The organism is Gelidibacter pelagius (genome assembly GCF_017581925.1).
Classification (GTDB): domain Bacteria; phylum Bacteroidota; class Bacteroidia; order Flavobacteriales; family Flavobacteriaceae; genus Gelidibacter; species Gelidibacter pelagius.
In genome coordinates this window covers 166,742-182,883 of the sequence record NZ_JAGEVG010000008.1, presented here as the reverse complement: position 1 = coordinate 182,883, position 16,142 = coordinate 166,742, and the positions used below count along the sequence as shown (strand labels likewise).

The 16,142-nt window shown below is 39.8% G+C and carries 12 protein-coding genes; 7 read left to right on the top strand and 5 right to left on the bottom strand.

Features of this window, described 5'->3' with window-relative positions; all coding sequences use genetic code 11:
- Positions 1–155 precede the first annotated feature (155 nt).
- The gene (locus J4051_RS08635; RefSeq protein ID WP_208233475.1) at positions 156–605 is read right to left on the bottom strand and encodes a type I restriction enzyme HsdR N-terminal domain-containing protein; all 450 of its coding nucleotides are present in this window, start codon (positions 603–605) and stop codon (positions 156–158) included.
- A gap of 106 nt (positions 606–711) precedes the next feature.
- Here J4051_RS08635 and holA point away from each other — a divergent pair, with 106 nt between their 5' ends.
- Positions 712–1,716: a DNA polymerase III subunit delta gene (gene holA, locus J4051_RS08630; RefSeq protein WP_208233470.1), complete on the top strand. Its 1,005-nt coding sequence runs from the start codon at positions 712–714 to the stop codon at positions 1,714–1,716.
- Between the two features lie 423 nt (positions 1,717–2,139).
- On the opposite strand, the gene J4051_RS08625 is transcribed toward holA, so the two are convergent.
- Positions 2,140–3,636: an MDR family MFS transporter gene (locus tag J4051_RS08625; protein ID WP_208233469.1), complete on the bottom strand. Its 1,497-nt coding sequence runs from the start codon at positions 3,634–3,636 to the stop codon at positions 2,140–2,142.
- A gap of 318 nt (positions 3,637–3,954) precedes the next feature.
- On the opposite strand from J4051_RS08625, the gene J4051_RS08620 reads away from it, so the two are divergent.
- Complete coding sequence (locus J4051_RS08620; RefSeq protein WP_208233468.1) at positions 3,955–4,530, top strand: GNAT family N-acetyltransferase; 576 nt, start codon at positions 3,955–3,957, stop codon at positions 4,528–4,530.
- Positions 4,531–4,645: 115 nt separating this feature from the next.
- Here the strand turns inward: J4051_RS08620 and J4051_RS08615 are convergent, their stop codons facing one another.
- Positions 4,646–4,786, bottom strand: a complete 141-nt coding sequence (locus tag J4051_RS08615; RefSeq protein ID WP_208233467.1) for a hypothetical protein — start codon at positions 4,784–4,786, stop codon at positions 4,646–4,648.
- Between the two features lie 447 nt (positions 4,787–5,233).
- Here J4051_RS08615 and J4051_RS08610 point away from each other — a divergent pair, with 447 nt between their 5' ends.
- The 5 genes from J4051_RS08610 (at position 5,234) to J4051_RS08590 (ending at position 14,580) form a co-directional block, all read left to right on the top strand.
- Positions 5,234–6,772, top strand: a complete 1,539-nt coding sequence (locus J4051_RS08610) for a beta-N-acetylhexosaminidase (protein WP_208233466.1) — start codon at positions 5,234–5,236, stop codon at positions 6,770–6,772.
- Between the two features lie 618 nt (positions 6,773–7,390).
- Positions 7,391–10,450 (top strand): SusC/RagA family TonB-linked outer membrane protein, encoded by a 3,060-nt coding sequence (locus tag J4051_RS08605; RefSeq protein ID WP_236027316.1) that lies wholly within the window; start codon positions 7,391–7,393, stop codon positions 10,448–10,450.
- 12 nt (positions 10,451–10,462) lie between these two features.
- Positions 10,463–12,079 carry a SusD/RagB family nutrient-binding outer membrane lipoprotein gene (locus J4051_RS08600; RefSeq protein WP_208233464.1) on the top strand — a complete coding sequence of 539 codons (1,617 nt, stop codon included), beginning with the start codon at positions 10,463–10,465 and terminating at the stop codon, positions 12,077–12,079.
- A 10-nt stretch (positions 12,080–12,089) separates the two neighbouring features.
- On the top strand, positions 12,090–12,881 hold the full coding sequence (locus J4051_RS08595) for a DUF4397 domain-containing protein (RefSeq protein WP_208233463.1): 792 nt from the start codon (positions 12,090–12,092) through the stop codon (positions 12,879–12,881).
- Positions 12,882–12,993: 112 nt separating this feature from the next.
- On the top strand, positions 12,994–14,580 hold the full coding sequence (locus J4051_RS08590) for a glycoside hydrolase family 10 protein (RefSeq protein ID WP_208233462.1): 1,587 nt from the start codon (positions 12,994–12,996) through the stop codon (positions 14,578–14,580).
- Positions 14,581–14,890: 310 nt separating this feature from the next.
- On the opposite strand, the gene J4051_RS08585 is transcribed toward J4051_RS08590, so the two are convergent.
- Both J4051_RS08585 and J4051_RS08580 read right to left on the bottom strand, forming a co-directional pair.
- Complete coding sequence (locus J4051_RS08585) at positions 14,891–15,460, bottom strand: TetR/AcrR family transcriptional regulator (protein ID WP_208233461.1); 570 nt, start codon at positions 15,458–15,460, stop codon at positions 14,891–14,893.
- Between the two features lie 4 nt (positions 15,461–15,464).
- On the bottom strand, positions 15,465–16,127 hold the full coding sequence (locus J4051_RS08580) for a transglutaminase-like domain-containing protein (RefSeq protein WP_208233460.1): 663 nt from the start codon (positions 16,125–16,127) through the stop codon (positions 15,465–15,467).
- Between the last annotated feature and the right edge of the window lie 15 nt (positions 16,128–16,142).

Below are 16,142 nucleotides of genomic sequence, written 5' to 3'. Positions count from 1 at the left end.
TTTAAATTTTAAAAGCCACATTTTAAATGCTCTAAGTTTTTTAGTCTTGGTTCTTGATTCTTATAGCGCAGCGGTCTTGATTCTTATATCGGACGCTACTGAATCACCAATCACCAATCCCTACTTCAAAATCTCCAATTCCTATCAAATCATACTTAAACCCTCTCATACTCCGGAATATCCTTCAAAAACAGATAACTCTCTTTCTCAAAATCCATCTGACAGTAATAGTGTTGCAGGCCATTGGTCACCATCAAGTATTTTGCTTTTAAAGTAAGGTTGTACCTTGCAATTTGATCAAATGTACTTTGGTCGATTGCAATTTGGGGTGCTTTGCATTCCACAATCAAATGGACATCACCTTGCGTGTCGAAAACAACTATATCATATCGTTTTTTTAGATTGTTGATGGTCAATTCCTTTTCCACGTTAATTAATGAATGCGGGTATTTCTTCTCATCCATCAGGTAATGCACACAATGTTGGCGTACCCATTCCTCTGGTTGTAAAATCATAAATTTTTTACGAACGACGTCGAAAATAGATACTTTATTTTCGCTATTTTTGAATCGGAACGAAAACTTTGGAAAATTGAGTGGTTGCAAGACTTCTAATTTAGACATTGCCAAAGTTAATCTTCAATAACTAAATACCAAATTCCCCAAGGTAAAATCGGAATCTGGTGCTTGAAAATTTCAAAATTCACAAAGTTTGGACGAAGTTAAACAGTTAGCTGCCGATATTAAGAGCAGAAAGTTGAAACCCATTTATTTTTTAATGGGCGAAGAGCCTTATTATATTGATAAGATTTCAGATTTTATCCAAGACAATGTGCTTACTGAAGAGGAGCGTGGCTTCAATCAGATGGTGCTTTATGGCCGTGATGTATCCATAGATGATATCGTGGGCAATGCGAAACGCTTTCCAATGATGGCAGAATATCAGGTGATTATTGTAAAAGAAGCCCAAGATTTATCGCGGACTATAGAGAAGTTGGTCGATTATGCCAAACAGCCACAGCCTTCCACTATTTTGGTGATGAACTACAAGTATAAGACGATTGATAAGCGCAAATCACTTTACAAAACCTTGAATAAAATGGGTGTGGTTTATGAAAGTAAAAAACTTTATGAGAACCAAGTGGGCGATTGGATAAGACGTGTGTTGGCGCCTAAAGATTATACCATTGCTCCAAAAGCATCACAAATGCTCGTAGAGTTTTTGGGAACTGATTTGAGTAAGATCAACAATGAACTGGATAAACTTCAGATTATTTTACCAAAGGGCACGCAAATATCGCCAGATCATATAGAAGAGAATATCGGCATCAGCAAAGACTTCAATAATTTCGAGTTGCGCAAGGCCATCGGGGAAGGAAATATCAAAAAGGCTCATCAAATTGTAATTTATTTTGCCGAAAACCCTAAGGATAATCCCATGGTAGTTACAGTATCGTTGTTGTTTAATTTCTTTTCACAATTGCTGTATTTACATGGAATGAATGATAAGTCACCTAGAAATGTCGCTTCTGCCTTAAAGATAAATCCATATTTCGTGAATGAATATATCACCGCTGCGAGAAACTTTCCGATGAGAAAAGTGAGCAGCGTCATTGCTACCTTGCGCGAATTTGACGTTAAAAGCAAAGGTGTGGGCGCTTATGCCGTGCCTCAAGGGGATTTGTTGAAAGAGCTTCTGGTGCGGATTATGACGTGAGTTTAGAGTTTTCAGTCTGCAGTCGGCAGTCCTCAGTTGGCAGTTTTTAGTCGGCTGTAACCGCCTTTTTTCAGCCGTAATTTAAAGTTTAAAATTTAGGTCTTTCAATTTCCCACCTCGACTTCGCTATGAGTGGCCAATTTTCTGTTTTTTCAGGAGCTCTTTCTGCGAAAATCCGCGTCATCTTCGGGAGAAAAAAAGGGAAGTGGATAGTGGTCAGTCGGCTGGCATCCATCTTCCGTCATCGGTCATCGGTCACCCCTCATTTAAAATTCAAACCCTTCATTTTTACCATTTTATATACAGGCGAATTCAATTTCCCGCCTGCGCTAAAGTTACTCGCTTTCACTTCGCTGCCCGCCTCCACAAAAGCTGCGGACGGGCAAGCAATTTCGACTTCAATTTCGACTTCAATTTCAACTTTTAAAACGTGTCAATTTTTCCAAAGTGTTTCGGCGTGAGCAATAAAATGATGAGCGTGAGTAGGCCCACGGTCAATAGACCAATAAAAACCGTGTGCGTCGAATCAAAAAAGGCATGTTGCAGATAGTTTTGAACGCTATCGTCTGAGTGGGCGGATTGCAATACCTCTACAACTTCATTTACTTTCGGTAATGCGCTTTGTAAATTTTCAGGTGCCTCCGTCATTTTATCAAATAATACTGAATTGAAAATAGCGGCAAAAACAGCCGCGCCTAAACTTTGTCCGAAATATCTCGAGAACATACTGGCGCCTGTTACAACACCTCTCTTTCCCCAGTCTACGGTAGATTGCACCCCAACCATCAAGGGTGTGGAAATCAATCCAAATCCCGCGCCCATAAGCAGCTGGATAGCCACCAATGTCCACACCGAACCAGGGTAGGGCATGAACAAGAAACTTGACACAGCGATGATTACAATGGAAATACCGCAAAGTGCTGTGTTTCTAAAGCCAATCCGTAGATACAATTTTCCAGAAAGTGAAGATGATATTGGCCAGGTGATACTCATGCTCGCCAATATAAAACCTGCGGTAATAGCGCCAACACCTATGACAGATTGTGCGAAAACGGGTAAGAACATATTGGGTCCCATAGTCATACAGCCCATGCCTATGGTTGCCAAATTGGCGCCTACAAGAACGCGCTTCCGCCACACCCATCTGGGCAGGATGGGACTTTCGGCACGCGACTCGATCTTCATGGTTGCATAAACTAAAATGGCTGCGATGCCTGTGAAAATGAGCGTTTCATAAGAAATCCAATCCCATGATTGTCCGCCTTGCATTAATCCGAACATGATAAACCCACCGGTGACCAATAGCGCCAAAGCACCAAGCCAATCGATCTTTGCGTATTTAATCGGTTTATTTTCTTTGAGAAAGATGCTGATCATGATAATTGAGCCAATCCCAATAGGAATATTGATCAGAAAAATCCACCGCCAAGATGCATAATCGGCCAAGGCACCACCTATCGTTGGGCCCATAATCGCCGAAACACCCCAAACACTGGAGAGCCAACCCTGGATTTTAGCGCGCTCTTCAAGCGTATAGATATCGGCAGCAATGGTGTTGACCGTCGCCATAATGGCACCAGCGCCAACGGCCTGAAGACCTCTAAATACAATCAGGCTGATCATGTCCCAAGCCCCGGCACAAGCAGCAGAGCCTAACAGAAATACAATAACTCCGTAGATAAGGATGGGTTTGCGTCCGTATATATCGGCGAGTTTTCCGTAAATGGGAATCGTAATGGTTTGGATCAGAAGATAAATAGAGAATAACCAACTGAATAATGAAAATCCACCCAAGTCGCCCACAATTTGCGGAATCGCCGTAGCTACAATCGTATTGTCCATGGCCGCCAAAGCCATGGTAATCATTAAAGCCGCTAAGATCCAACCTCTACCTTTTTGGCTTTGGACGTCGTGAGTCATAAAATTATTGCGATTTAGTTTAATTCGCGCAAAGTTAAAACTTAATCGAACATGGGTTGGCTCTTATCGGGATATTGTTCATGATGGAAATTAAATGAAATAAACGAATTTTAGAGTCTAATACCGAATCCTACATTTTTGAAAGAAATCTGATAAAATTGAAGATCAGAACAAAAAAATGCCAATATAGATTCAACCATCTAAACGATGACATGGTATCTGCAAATAAAATGGTAAATTCAAGAGATTATTTTTATTTCCTGCTGCAATAAATACCTTGAATTATATGGTTATATTCATCCACATTTTCATGCCAACATGATCAACTATACCACAACATATAGAAATAAGGGCGATTTGGAAGGTATCTCCACTTTGCAAAAAGCCAATTTGAAAAAGAATCTATCAGATCAGGAGATTGAGACCTATGGTTTTGTGACGGTAGACCATAGCCTGAAGATGCTTGAAAACTTAAATGCCATTGAACCCCAGATTGTTGCCAAAGACGATAAGGAAGTTATTGGGTATGTTTTGGCGATGACAAAAAAATCAAAGTCTGATATTCCTATAATTCTCCCAATGTTCGAGGAATTCGAGAAGATCGATTATAACGGTCAATTGGTATCCGAATTTAATTATATGGTTGTTGGACAAGTTTGTGTCCACAAAAATTACAGAGGCAGGGGCGTTTTTGAAAAGTGTTTTGAACTTTATAAAGACACATTTGCCAATCGCTATGACTTTTGCATCACCGAAATCGCCTTGACCAACCATCGCTCAAGAAATGCCCATAAAAAGGTGGGGTTCAGGGAAATCCATATCTATACTGATTCGTATCAGACCCAATGGGTCATTGTGCTATGGGATTGGAGCGATTCTTATCCACATATCTAAGGTTGGAACCCATAATTTAGTGCCAAAATACTTGTAAATAATATCATAATTAACTCGGCATAAATTCTAAATAGACGAGTGGATTATGGAATGCACAGAGAAGAAAAACTTCGAATCAATCCGACTTGTTCTGGATCATAATGAACATAGCATCTATTTTGTTCAAATACGGGCCAAGGATGCCAAAAGTGTTTCCAGTTTTATAAATAAAAAAGGATGCATCTTGAGCCATGGCGCCGTTGTTGGTGTTTTCCACCAACAATCATGTCTTAATTATCGAAAGCTCATCGACCATAGAGACACTTATTTATGATATAAATCGGTTGTCCTTTTAATCACGGTGTCAAATGTTGTTTTACGACTCTGAAGATTATTTTAGAGTAAAAATGACATTGAGATAAAAGCTGAGGCAACCTTAGCTTAAGCTCCGTAAAATGATGCTAATGGATACTACTTTTAAGCCCATTGAAATAAACTTCTAATTCTTAGAAACAAAATAATTAGCAACAAAATCATAAATTGTCGTAAAATCCTACTAAATTACCCCCGTATTTTCAAAAATATAAAGTTAGGATCATTTTAGATGATGATCTCTTGGTCCATATTGAATAGTTTTAGACCTATTTGATATTTTAAACTAACAAAACAAGAACACTCGGAGTACTAAATTGATTTTCACCAATAGTTCTTAATTCGCACCTCTATGATACGTTATTTTCAAACTCTAAACATTTTGATTTTTGGATTTTTAATTTTGGGATGTTCCTCCATAAAGAGCCCAGTTGAAACGCCTTTAAAGAGTGAAACAGTAGCTATTATTCCAAAACCACAAGTATTGACGCACCACAAAGGTGTATATCAATTACCTCACCAAAACACCATCTCTTTTTCAGGATCTGCAGAAATAGCAGCACAATGGCTTAGTAAATTACTTCAGGATGCCAACCTACAAAGCACCATACGGGCCAACTCCAAAAAAGGGAACTTTAAATTGATTCAAGATCCTGCTTTGATCGGTCAGTTAAGTGAAGAGGGGTATTCTTTGGATATCGATAAGCAAGGTGTAACGATTAAGGCAGCGGGAGAGGTTGGGTTATTTTATGCCATACAGAGTTTGACGCAGCTTTTGCCAGCAAATTTGAAAAGCATGCCAATGGATTCGAAACCCTTGGTACTGCCTCAGCTTCATGTGGAAGATTTTCCAAAGTACAGCTGGCGAGGTAATATGATTGATCTTGCCCGTAGTTTTTTTGGTGTGGAATATTTAAAACGGCATATTGACAGAATGGCGCTGTATAAGATGAATCGTTTACATTTACATTTAACGGACGATCAAGGTTGGCGTATTGAATTAAATAGCAAACCACTTCTTACAGAAATTGCTGGTAAAAGTGCCGTTAAAAATGGTAAATCTGGCTTTTTATCCATAGAAGACTATAAGGAACTGCAAGATTATGCGGCAGATCGGCATGTTGTGATTATACCAGAAATTGATCTGCCTGGCCATATTTATGCAGCCTTGGTGGCTTATCCAGAGCTTAATTGTGATGATTTGAGTAACCTTAATCCGAAAATGGCCACACCACCAGAATTATTTGACGGTTATAAAGTGGGATGGAGCAAATTATGCCTCACAGACCCTGAGACTTATAGCTTCGTAGCCGAGGTTTTAAGAGAAGTGTCGGCAATGACTGTGGGTCCTTGGCTGCATATTGGTGGTGATGAAATTAATGATGACCTCTATGAAACGTTTGTAGTAAAAGCGGACTCCATGGTAAGAAGTTTTGGGAAGATCCCGATAGGTTGGGAGGAAGTTTCTAAAGCTGATGTAAGCCAGGATTTGATAGTTCAGAGATGGAATGGCAAAACCACACCATTAAAAAAATCAAAAGTTATTGAGTCCATTTGCACGAGTTTTTACTTTGACCATGCCAATGTAACCGGACAGGAAAAAACCAACAACTGGTGTCAAAAATCTGGTGTGTCATTGGAAGATGTTTATAATTTCAACGATAAGGCCGACGAAATCATTGGAGTGGAGGCACCCGTATGGACAGAGTTAGTAGTTTCGGATGCCATGTTGGACAACCGACTTTGGCCTCGATTGATGGCAGTTGCGGAAATTGGCTGGTCGTTGTCCCACGATGATTTTAAAGAGTTTTCCAAACGTTTAAGCCTGCATAAATCGAGACTGGAAGCTCTGGAAATAGACTTTTATCCTGCACCAGAACTTAATCCATAATAAGTATGCATTTGTGAGCATTCATTTGATCTCTCTATCTATATATCTTAACATTTGATATAAAAATTAGCGGCACATATTAGATAAGTATAACACGACGTCGCTCATGGTCAAGATCTATTATTGATTCTGACCGATCTTTCTTTCTCTGTTAAAGGTACATCATCATATTCTGATAAGATTTTGATTGCATGAAGATGGAGGAAAACCCTTCATCCAAATCTTTTGTGATGTCTGTTGAAAAAAAACGGCAATCTTTCCTTAGGGTTGATTTTATAAATGAGTTTTATGGGCCGTGGCGTATATTATTTATTAAGGAAAACAACGCTAATCACTGCCATATCTATCCCATATCAAATTTTTAAAAATGCGTGTTTGACGTATAAATATGGCATAAATGTCGAAATAGGTCTCATGAAATGTGCATGTTTTTGGTTTTTTTCGTAAAACATCTGCAATTTTAACATTTTTTAAGAAAAAAATCCTTAATATTGATAGTCTAAAATTGCTTAGTCAAATAGTGCCGTGCAATTTGAATATTTCAATATCAACTAATAACAATTTATTAAAGGGGTTCACATTATGGAAAAACGATTACTTTTAATTTTACTCTGCTTTATGGGATTTCAAGCTTTTGCCCAAGAGCGGATCTTGACCGGAAAGGTCATTGACGAGAAAGGTTTGCCGGTTTCAGGGGCTTCAGTGTATATCAAGAACACGAGTAAGGGCACCGTGAGCAATATGGATGGAAATTTTACTTTTGGTGCACCAGATAATAATGATGCAGTATTGGTGATTTCATCCATTGGTTTTGACACGCAGGAAATAACAATCGGGACCCGTACCCGGTTTGATGTCACGTTAAAGGAAGACTTGGAAGGCCTTGATGAAGTGGTGGTCACTGCATTAGGGATCAAACAAGAGAAAAAAGCCCTTGGATATGCCGTGACAGAAATCAAAGGCTCTACCTTGGCAGAAACACAACGTGAAAACTTTATCAATGGTTTAGCCGGAAGGGTGGCTGGTGTTGAAGTCAACAGTACTTCGGGACTTCCCGGATCTTCTTCATCTATTGTCATTAGGGGGATCAGTTCATTGAGTGGAAACAATCAGCCACTATTTGTAGTAGATGGTCTTCCTATCAGTAACAATACCACCGCCACTTCAGTTTTTGCTTCCTCTCTTAATACGGCAACCTCTTTTGAAAACAGAGGTATCGATTTTACCAACAGAGGTGCTGATATCAATCCTGAAGATATTGCCTCGGTAACCATTTTGAAAGGTCCGGAAGCAGCTGCGTTATATGGTATAGAAGCGGCCTCAGGAGCTATTGTGATTACTACTAAAAGAGGGCAGGCTGGTACGCCGCGAATCGATTACAGTACAAGTATGAGAGTGGATCGGATTGTGGAATATCCGGAAATTCAGCAAGTTTATGATAGAGGAGCCAACGGATATACCAATGAAGGCAACGAGGAACTGTATTATTTTGGACAACCTTATCCAGCAGGAACACAATTTTATGATAACGTGAAGAGTTTCTTTCGTGATGCCTACAGTCAGAAACATAATATTTCGGTTTCTGGAGGGAGTGAGAAAACCCAATACCGTGTATCTGCATCCAATACAAGTTCAGAGGGATTTATTCCCAACACAAGCTTGGAGAAGTTGAATTTGACATCTGCCCTCACTGCAGAATTCAACCGATTTCTATCTGCCGATGTGACTTTTGATTATACCCGATCAGATAATGATCAAACTTTTAGAGGTGCTGGTGGTCCTTTATTACACTTATTGTTATGGCCATCTACAGATGATGCCAGTAATTATTTGACGCCATCAGGCAAAAGACGGGATTACGCCGACTATTCTAATGCGGTTGAAAATCCATTCTTCAATGTCAATAAGAACATTCTCAACTCCCTGACCGATCGTTATAAATTAAACACAACACTCACAGTAACCCCATTAAATTGGTTGAAGTTTGTGGGGCAGGTAGGAATTGACTACTTCACTACCAAAAGCACCATTGTAAGACATCCGGAATCAAACACCGGAAAAAGTCGCAACGGTATATTTGATCAAGCCTTGGTAACTACCAGAAATTTGACATTCCAATACTATACACAAATTACACCACCAAAGTTGTTTAATGATAAAATCACTACGGATATCAAGATTGGTAGTGCGGTGTATGATTATAATACGTTCAGTGCTGCTGCCGGAGGTGAAAACTTTCAAGCTCCCGACTTATGGTCTATTAATAATACTGATTTAAAGACCCATAGGGCATTCAACAATTTGACTGAACGTCGATTGGTTGGTGCTTTTGCTACTTTTAACGCCAATTATGACAATATGCTTTTTCTTAGTTTAACCGCTAGGAATGACTGGAGTTCCACCTTGCCCAAAAAGAACAATTCCTTCTTTTATCCATCCGCAGGTCTGAGTTTTGTCTTTACGGAATTGGAGCCTTTAAAAGGCATCAAGGATGTGCTGTCTTACGGTAAACTGAGAGCTTCTATTGCTCAAGTGGGAAAGGATGCGAATCCGTATAACATTCGACCATTTTATACCAATGCGTTGACTACGGGAGGCGGATTCAGATATGGATTTACTGGGCCAAGTTTGGATTTACGACCTGAGATGACCACCTCTTATGAGTATGGTATTGAGCTAAAATTATTTAAGAACAGGTTAGGGTTTGATGTCACCTATTTTAATAAAAAATCTGTAGATCAAATTGTCCAGAACTTAAGGCTCAGCTACGCTACAGGTTTCGTTCTTATGACATTCAATGCCGGAGAGATCCAAAATGAGGGTATTGAGCTTCAATTGAATGCTACACCAATAAGAACCGACAACTTTAGTTGGGATATTTTGGCCAACTATACTCAAAACAAGAGTGAGCTTGTAAAACTTCCGGGCGATGTTCAAGAATTTTATAATTCTGATACCTGGTTATACGGAAACGTACGTGTGGGATCGAGAGTGGGTGGTCCTTTGACTACATTCACCGGATACGATTATCAGCGTAATGACCAAGGAGAAGTGTTGATCAATCCTTCCAACGGATTACCAATATTGAACACGAGCGAATGGATCATTGTTGGAGATAGAAACCCTAAATTCACCATGGGTCTCACTAATACCTTTAGATATAAGAACTTCTCATTGAACTTCCTGTTGGATTTCAGAGTTGGCGGCGATGTCTATAATGCTACGGAACATTATTTAACCACCAGAGGATTAAGTAAAAGAACCTTGGATAGGGAAGTGCCACGAATTGTAACAGGGGTGCTAAAAGACGGGAATGAAAATTCCGCCAATCCTACCGAGAACAATATTCCTATTGATCTGTACCGCAACTCAACCTATTGGAGTTCAATATATCCACATCAAAGTTTTATTGAAAAGGATATCAATTGGGTGCGTTTAAGAGATGTTACCTTAGGTTATAACTTGCCAACAAGCTTCTTGGATAGAACTAAGTTCTTAAGAAGTGCCAGTTTATTCATCACAGGGACTGATTTGTTCTTATTTACAAATTATTCTGGTTTAGATCCTGTGGCTAATGGAAACTCTGCTGCTGTAGGTGGTGCTGGAGGTGCAGGATTGGATTACGGAAACTTTCCGCTTCCAAGGGGATTGAATTTTGGATTAAAAGTTGGATTTTAAATAAAAAAAGCGATGAAAAAATTACTATATACATTTTTAATAATTACCGGTACATTGACCTTCTCGGGGTGTTCTGATTATTTGGACGTCAATACCAACCCCAATGGACCGGATGCACTTTTGCAACCTGAACTTTTCCTGCCTCAGATACAATCTGAGATGGCAGTTGCCGTACAATGGGACGGACGATTTACAGGGTTTTACACTCAAAACTGGGCCTATACGTCTGGAGCAAGTTATTCTCTCAATCTCCACAACAATCCGTTGTCAGACTCCTATGCGCAACTTTGGAGGGCAATTTATTGGAGTATGGGATACAATCTATCCGATATGATCGAAAGCGGGGAGCTCAATAAAAAGTATGATTTTGTCGGAGTAGGGCATATCATGAGAGCTTACGGATGGCAGATGTTGACCGACTATCATGGGCCTGTTATTGTAACAGAAGCTTTTAATTCCAGTAAGCGTGTTTTTAATTACGATGAACAACCGGTGGTTTATGAAGAGATTAAAAGGCTTTTGCTCTTAGGAATAGAAAACTTGGAAAGAACCGACGGATTGAGTCCTGCCGATTCTGGCTTACGCGGAGCCGATCTTATCTATAATGGCGACCGTGACAAATGGATAAAATTTGCTTATGGCTTGCTTGCCATGAATGCCCACAGGCTAACCAACAAAAGTTCTTATAACGCCGACCAAGTGATTGCCTATGTTGATAAGTCATTGGCCGGAAACCAAGATGATGCCAGCATTGGTTTTGATGGAACGATTAGTTCTGACACTAACTTTTTTGGACCTCTGAGAGATAATATCGGATATTACCGTCAGACAAAATTTATGGTAGGGCTTCTTGACGGTACCAATCCAGAACTTACAGATCCTAGTCTTATTGGTGCCGATCCATTGCCTGAAAATTCTGCCGAACATCTTAAAGATCCGCGTATTACCGCTATGATGGCACCATCTCCAGATGGACAGTACAGAGGTGTTTCTCCTGAATTAGGAATCAACGAATGGTCTTCCGCAGAGGCAAGCCAGGTGCCTAAAAATTTCTGGAACGAGGTGGGCTATAAAGGCTCATCGCCATCACCTCAAATTTATATCTTTAACAATTCAGAGAGATTTCCATTGATGACCTATGCACAATTACAATTTATCAAGGCAGAAGCTGCATTTATCTCAAATAAAAAAGACGTGGCCCTTACTGCCTACCAAGAAGGGGTAAAATCGCACATGGAGTTTTCAAAACAATATGCGCCGGATCCTGCAATTTTTGAAGAAAGAAAAGCGGTTTATTTGTCCAGTACCGAATTGTTTCCAGTGGCAACTGAAGATTTAACCTTATCCAAGATCATGCTTCAAAAATATATTGCTACTTGGGGATGGGGCTTTTTGGAAACTTGGTCTGACATGAGACGTTATCATTATGATGTTGATGCTGCCGATCCTGTTTATAAAGGCTTTGAGCTTCCAGATCCACTGTATATCACCAATAATGATAAGCCTGCCTACCGTGCCAGACCAAGGTATAACTCAGAATACATGTGGAACAAAGCAGCATTAGAGATTATTGGCGCATATGAAGAAGATTATCACACTTATGAAACTTGGTTTAGCAAACCTGAATAACTATAAAATTATGAGAAAGTCATTCAATACTATACTACTATTATTCGCATTAAGTCTCGTTTTTAATGCGTGCGATGAAAATGCAATTCCTGAGGTTACAGAGAACGTTCCTGATGCAGGTACCTATGCCAAATTCTTTTTTCATGTACAGGACGCACCAGCGGTAAACTTTTATTTTGATGAAAAAAAGGTGAGTTCAGTAGCTTCATCCACATCAGATGAAGTCAAGGGAAATGTCTACGGTTCTGTTTTTCCTTCCAACGCCTATGCGTTCATCCCTTCTGGCACTTTTAATGTATCGGTGCGAGATTTGGAAGGAAATACTGTAGCTGCCAATTCCCTGACCTTTGCTGCTGATTCACATCATTCAGTGTATCTTGGGGGTACCGAAGGGAACTATGAGATCTTTACTATCGAAGATGATCTTCCGGAAGCTAATTATGAAAAGATCTATTGGAGATTTGTCAATTCCATGGCCAATATGCCATTTGCTGTTGATGCGTATGCGGTGAGAGCTGCTGTTCCAGCCACTGAGGATTCACCTGCAGAACCTGTTGAGATCGTTACTCTTGGTACTGGGATAGCTTTTAAACAAGCAGGAGACTATAAAGAATTAAAGACTGGGAAATACAACTACAGAATTTTTGAATCGGGGACTGATTATGATGTGGAAACATCGACACCTTATATTCAAAACACCATTACGCTTGGAAGTTTGGGTAGAGTATATTCTACACAAATTAGGGGAACCTATGCTCCAACACCAACTTCAAAAAATATTGATTATTGGAGAGAGCGTTAAATCTTATTCAAAAACCTTAAAAATGAGAAAGAGACACTTAATGTGGCTCTTTCTTATTTAAATAGGATGGAAATAATTTCAAAAGTTCAATTCATTCTAATTTTACTTTCTTATGTCAACAAACATTCGATCTATTGTGTTGATGCTGCTCTGTGGTATCGTTCTAAAGTCATGTAAGTCTATAAAACCTTCTACATCTACTCCGAAAACTGGCGTGGAATTTCAACAAGAAGCAAACGTGGCAGGTGAGGACCACATGACCTTTACGGAGGAACAATTCAGGAGGAGTCCTGAAGTGATGCGCGAATTTAGAGCGGCTTGGATTGCAACGGTCGCAAACATCAATTGGCCCAGCAAACCCGGACTGTCCACCCAAGAACAGCAGGAGGAAGCCCTGAAATTACTCGATCTTTTAAAGGATCACCATTATAACGCCGTAATTTTTCAAGTTAGGCCCCAGGCAGATGCCTTATACAACAGTTCCTTGGAGCCTTGGTCTTACTTTCTTTCGGGAGAAGTAGGGAAAGCTCCAGAACCTTGGTACGATCCACTCAGTTTCTGGATCGAAGCTGCGCATGACAGAGGTTTAGAGCTGCACGTATGGTTGAATCCTTATCGTTCACATCATACAACAGGAGGTGAATTGAGTCCAAAATCGTTGGTAAATACACACCCGGAAATTATGGTGCCATTGAAAAACGGAATGTGGTGGATGGATCCTTCCAAAAAAGCGACCCAAGATCACTCCGCAGCAGTTGTTATGGATATCGTAAAACGATATGATGTTGATGGGGTTCATTTTGACGACTATTTCTATCCATACACCTCCTATAATGATGGACAGGATTTTCCAGACTCCATAAGCTATCAAAACTATTTAAAAACAGGAGGCTCACTGTCAATACCGGATTGGAGGAGAGATGCGGTCAATAGTTTTGTGCAGCGGATCTACAACGAAATCAAAGCAGAAAAACCTAAAGTCAAATTTGGTCTGAGCCCATTTGGGATTTGGAGACCTGGCCACCCAAGTTCTATTGCCGGTATGGATCAGTATGACGCCTTGTATGCTGATGCCAAGCTTTGGCTAAATATGGGATGGATCGATTATTTCACACCGCAATTGTATTGGAAAATCAACCAAATTCCACAAAGTTTTCCAGTGTTGTTGGGGTGGTGGAAAAGTGAAAATACCTTAAACCGCCATTTGTGGCCGGGAATCAGCCTATACCATGGTGGTGGCGCTGAAAATGTTGATGAAACCATCAATCAGATTATGATAACCAGGGGCATGCTTCCAGAAAGTATGGGCACCGTCCATTGGAGTATCAGTCCGTTGACCACCTATCCCAATCTCGCGCAGGGCATATTAAATGGACCTTACAAAAAACAGGCCTTGGTTCCTGCGAGTTCTTGGCTCAACAGTAAGCTTCCCGATGCCCCAAAGGTCCGAACCAAAATTGAGGGACAAAAAGTGGTTGTCTCTTGGGACCCAATAGGATCTGAAGAAGTCTTTAAATGGGTGGTTTTCTATAAATATGGCCAAAATTGGGAGTATAAGATTTTGGACAGGACTTACAAGGCAACGGAATTGCAATTGCATAGAACCACCAATGAAAATCAGCTGGCTTTGTCGGCCATTGGGATTACGGCGATAGGTAGAACTGGAAACCAGAGCAGTTTTAATGAGATTGAAATGTAATAGTAAAAGAAGTTATGAAGACCAAGGGAACTCACCAGATACGAATATTGAGCATTTTGTATCCTCTAAATGTCAGTTTTATGTCTATAATCTGGAAGACGAATCAATTTTAAATATGATTCCATTCTGTTATCTATTTAGATGAGATGGTTGGCTTAAGTCAACCAGCAGTCATTATGTAATTATTCCATATTTTATCGTCTCATCAATCATCTCACTTATTCCCACTATTGGGTTTTAACTCCTCGTGGTCTTGTTTCACCGCGCCAGTCGGACGGGCCCAAAGTTCTTGATTGGTAATCGAAATCGCTTATTTATTAAATAAATCAATCGTCTTTTCAATCGCTTTATCAAAATTATCCCATGACTCCTTAGAGGTCAGATCAGTGGTAATAAACTTTTTGTTGAATTTGGACAATAGCGTAAAATATACGTAACCTCCAATCATTAATTGAAAGGCGTGGTTAAGAGAACTGTCCTTATCCGAAATGGCGAACATTTTACCTATTTCTTTATTGCTGTACTTAAATAAATCGCGCGTCACCTCGTTATTTTCGAGCAATTGCCAACGCAAGATTTCCTGTGTGAGTTTATTTTCTCGCAGCTCTTGGGTTCCTGCTTTCGCAAATTCCTTTAGATCTTCCACTGTGGCTAAGTCTTTATCGTGAAGGGCCAACATCGATTTAAAAAAATCACCTTTTTTGGCCAGTTGGAGAAGTAAACCCTGCAAACCTCCAAAATAGCGATAAATGAGTTCTTTGGAAACCCCTGCTTTTTTAGCAATGGCATTAATGCCGACGGCTTGAGGTCCTTTTTCTTCTAAAAGGCTTAAAAAGCTTTCGTATATTTTATCTTCGGTAGCGGCTCTGTCTTTTTTCATTGTTTTATAAAGTATTGAGGTTCAGTACTATTCCTAATTCAATATTTTTTTCTCGTAAAGGAGGATAAGTGTCTTTCATTAAATCGAACATATAGGCTAACGGGACGTGATCAAAGGCACCATAATCTTCTAAATACTCCATAAATACAGATGTGCCCGAACTATCATACGCCTGAAATAAAGAATCAGTTGTCCCATCGAAATCTAAGGGTGCGACATTCAGTTTTTCGCATAATGATTTATTGAACGCCGGAGTTGCTTTCACCCATTTGCCGTTTAAATAGAGTTCAACATAGCCGTGTGGCACCAAAACATCATTACCGAATTTTTCAATAATGTCTTCAACGGCAATATGATTTTTAACTTTCGCCAGTCCTAGTCGCGCTGGGATGTTTTTGGCACGTAAAACACTGATCAATAGAATGGCTTTATCTAAGCAATGTCCAGATTTATGTGTGCAAATTTCAGACGCACGCCAATCGTTTTCAACTAAACTGAAACGATAGGGATTGTAGGGCCAGGCATCTCGAATATAGTGATAGGCTTTTAGGGCAAAATCAAGGGGAGAGGCATCCGATGCGCCGTCCTCAATCTTTTTAACTAAATCCTGAATACCCTCAGAGGAATAATCAAAATTAGGATTCTCTTCTAAATAAGTCGGTTCCATATGTTTTAGCTTTAA

Coding starts and splice junctions, on each gene's coding strand:
- J4051_RS08625 (WP_208233469.1), bottom strand. CDS start 3,636: ATGACTCACGACGTCCAAAGCCAAAAAGGTAGAGGTTGGATCTTAGCG.
- J4051_RS08620 (WP_208233468.1), top strand. CDS start 3,955: ATGATCAACTATACCACAACATATAGAAATAAGGGCGATTTGGAAGGT.
- J4051_RS08610 (WP_208233466.1), top strand. CDS start 5,234: ATGATACGTTATTTTCAAACTCTAAACATTTTGATTTTTGGATTTTTA.
- J4051_RS08605 (WP_236027316.1), top strand. CDS start 7,391: ATGGGATTTCAAGCTTTTGCCCAAGAGCGGATCTTGACCGGAAAGGTC.
- J4051_RS08600 (WP_208233464.1), top strand. CDS start 10,463: ATGAAAAAATTACTATATACATTTTTAATAATTACCGGTACATTGACC.
- J4051_RS08595 (WP_208233463.1), top strand. CDS start 12,090: ATGAGAAAGTCATTCAATACTATACTACTATTATTCGCATTAAGTCTC.
- J4051_RS08590 (WP_208233462.1), top strand. CDS start 12,994: ATGTCAACAAACATTCGATCTATTGTGTTGATGCTGCTCTGTGGTATC.
- J4051_RS08585 (WP_208233461.1), bottom strand. CDS start 15,460: ATGAAAAAAGACAGAGCCGCTACCGAAGATAAAATATACGAAAGCTTT.
- J4051_RS08580 (WP_208233460.1), bottom strand. CDS start 16,127: ATGGAACCGACTTATTTAGAAGAGAATCCTAATTTTGATTATTCCTCT.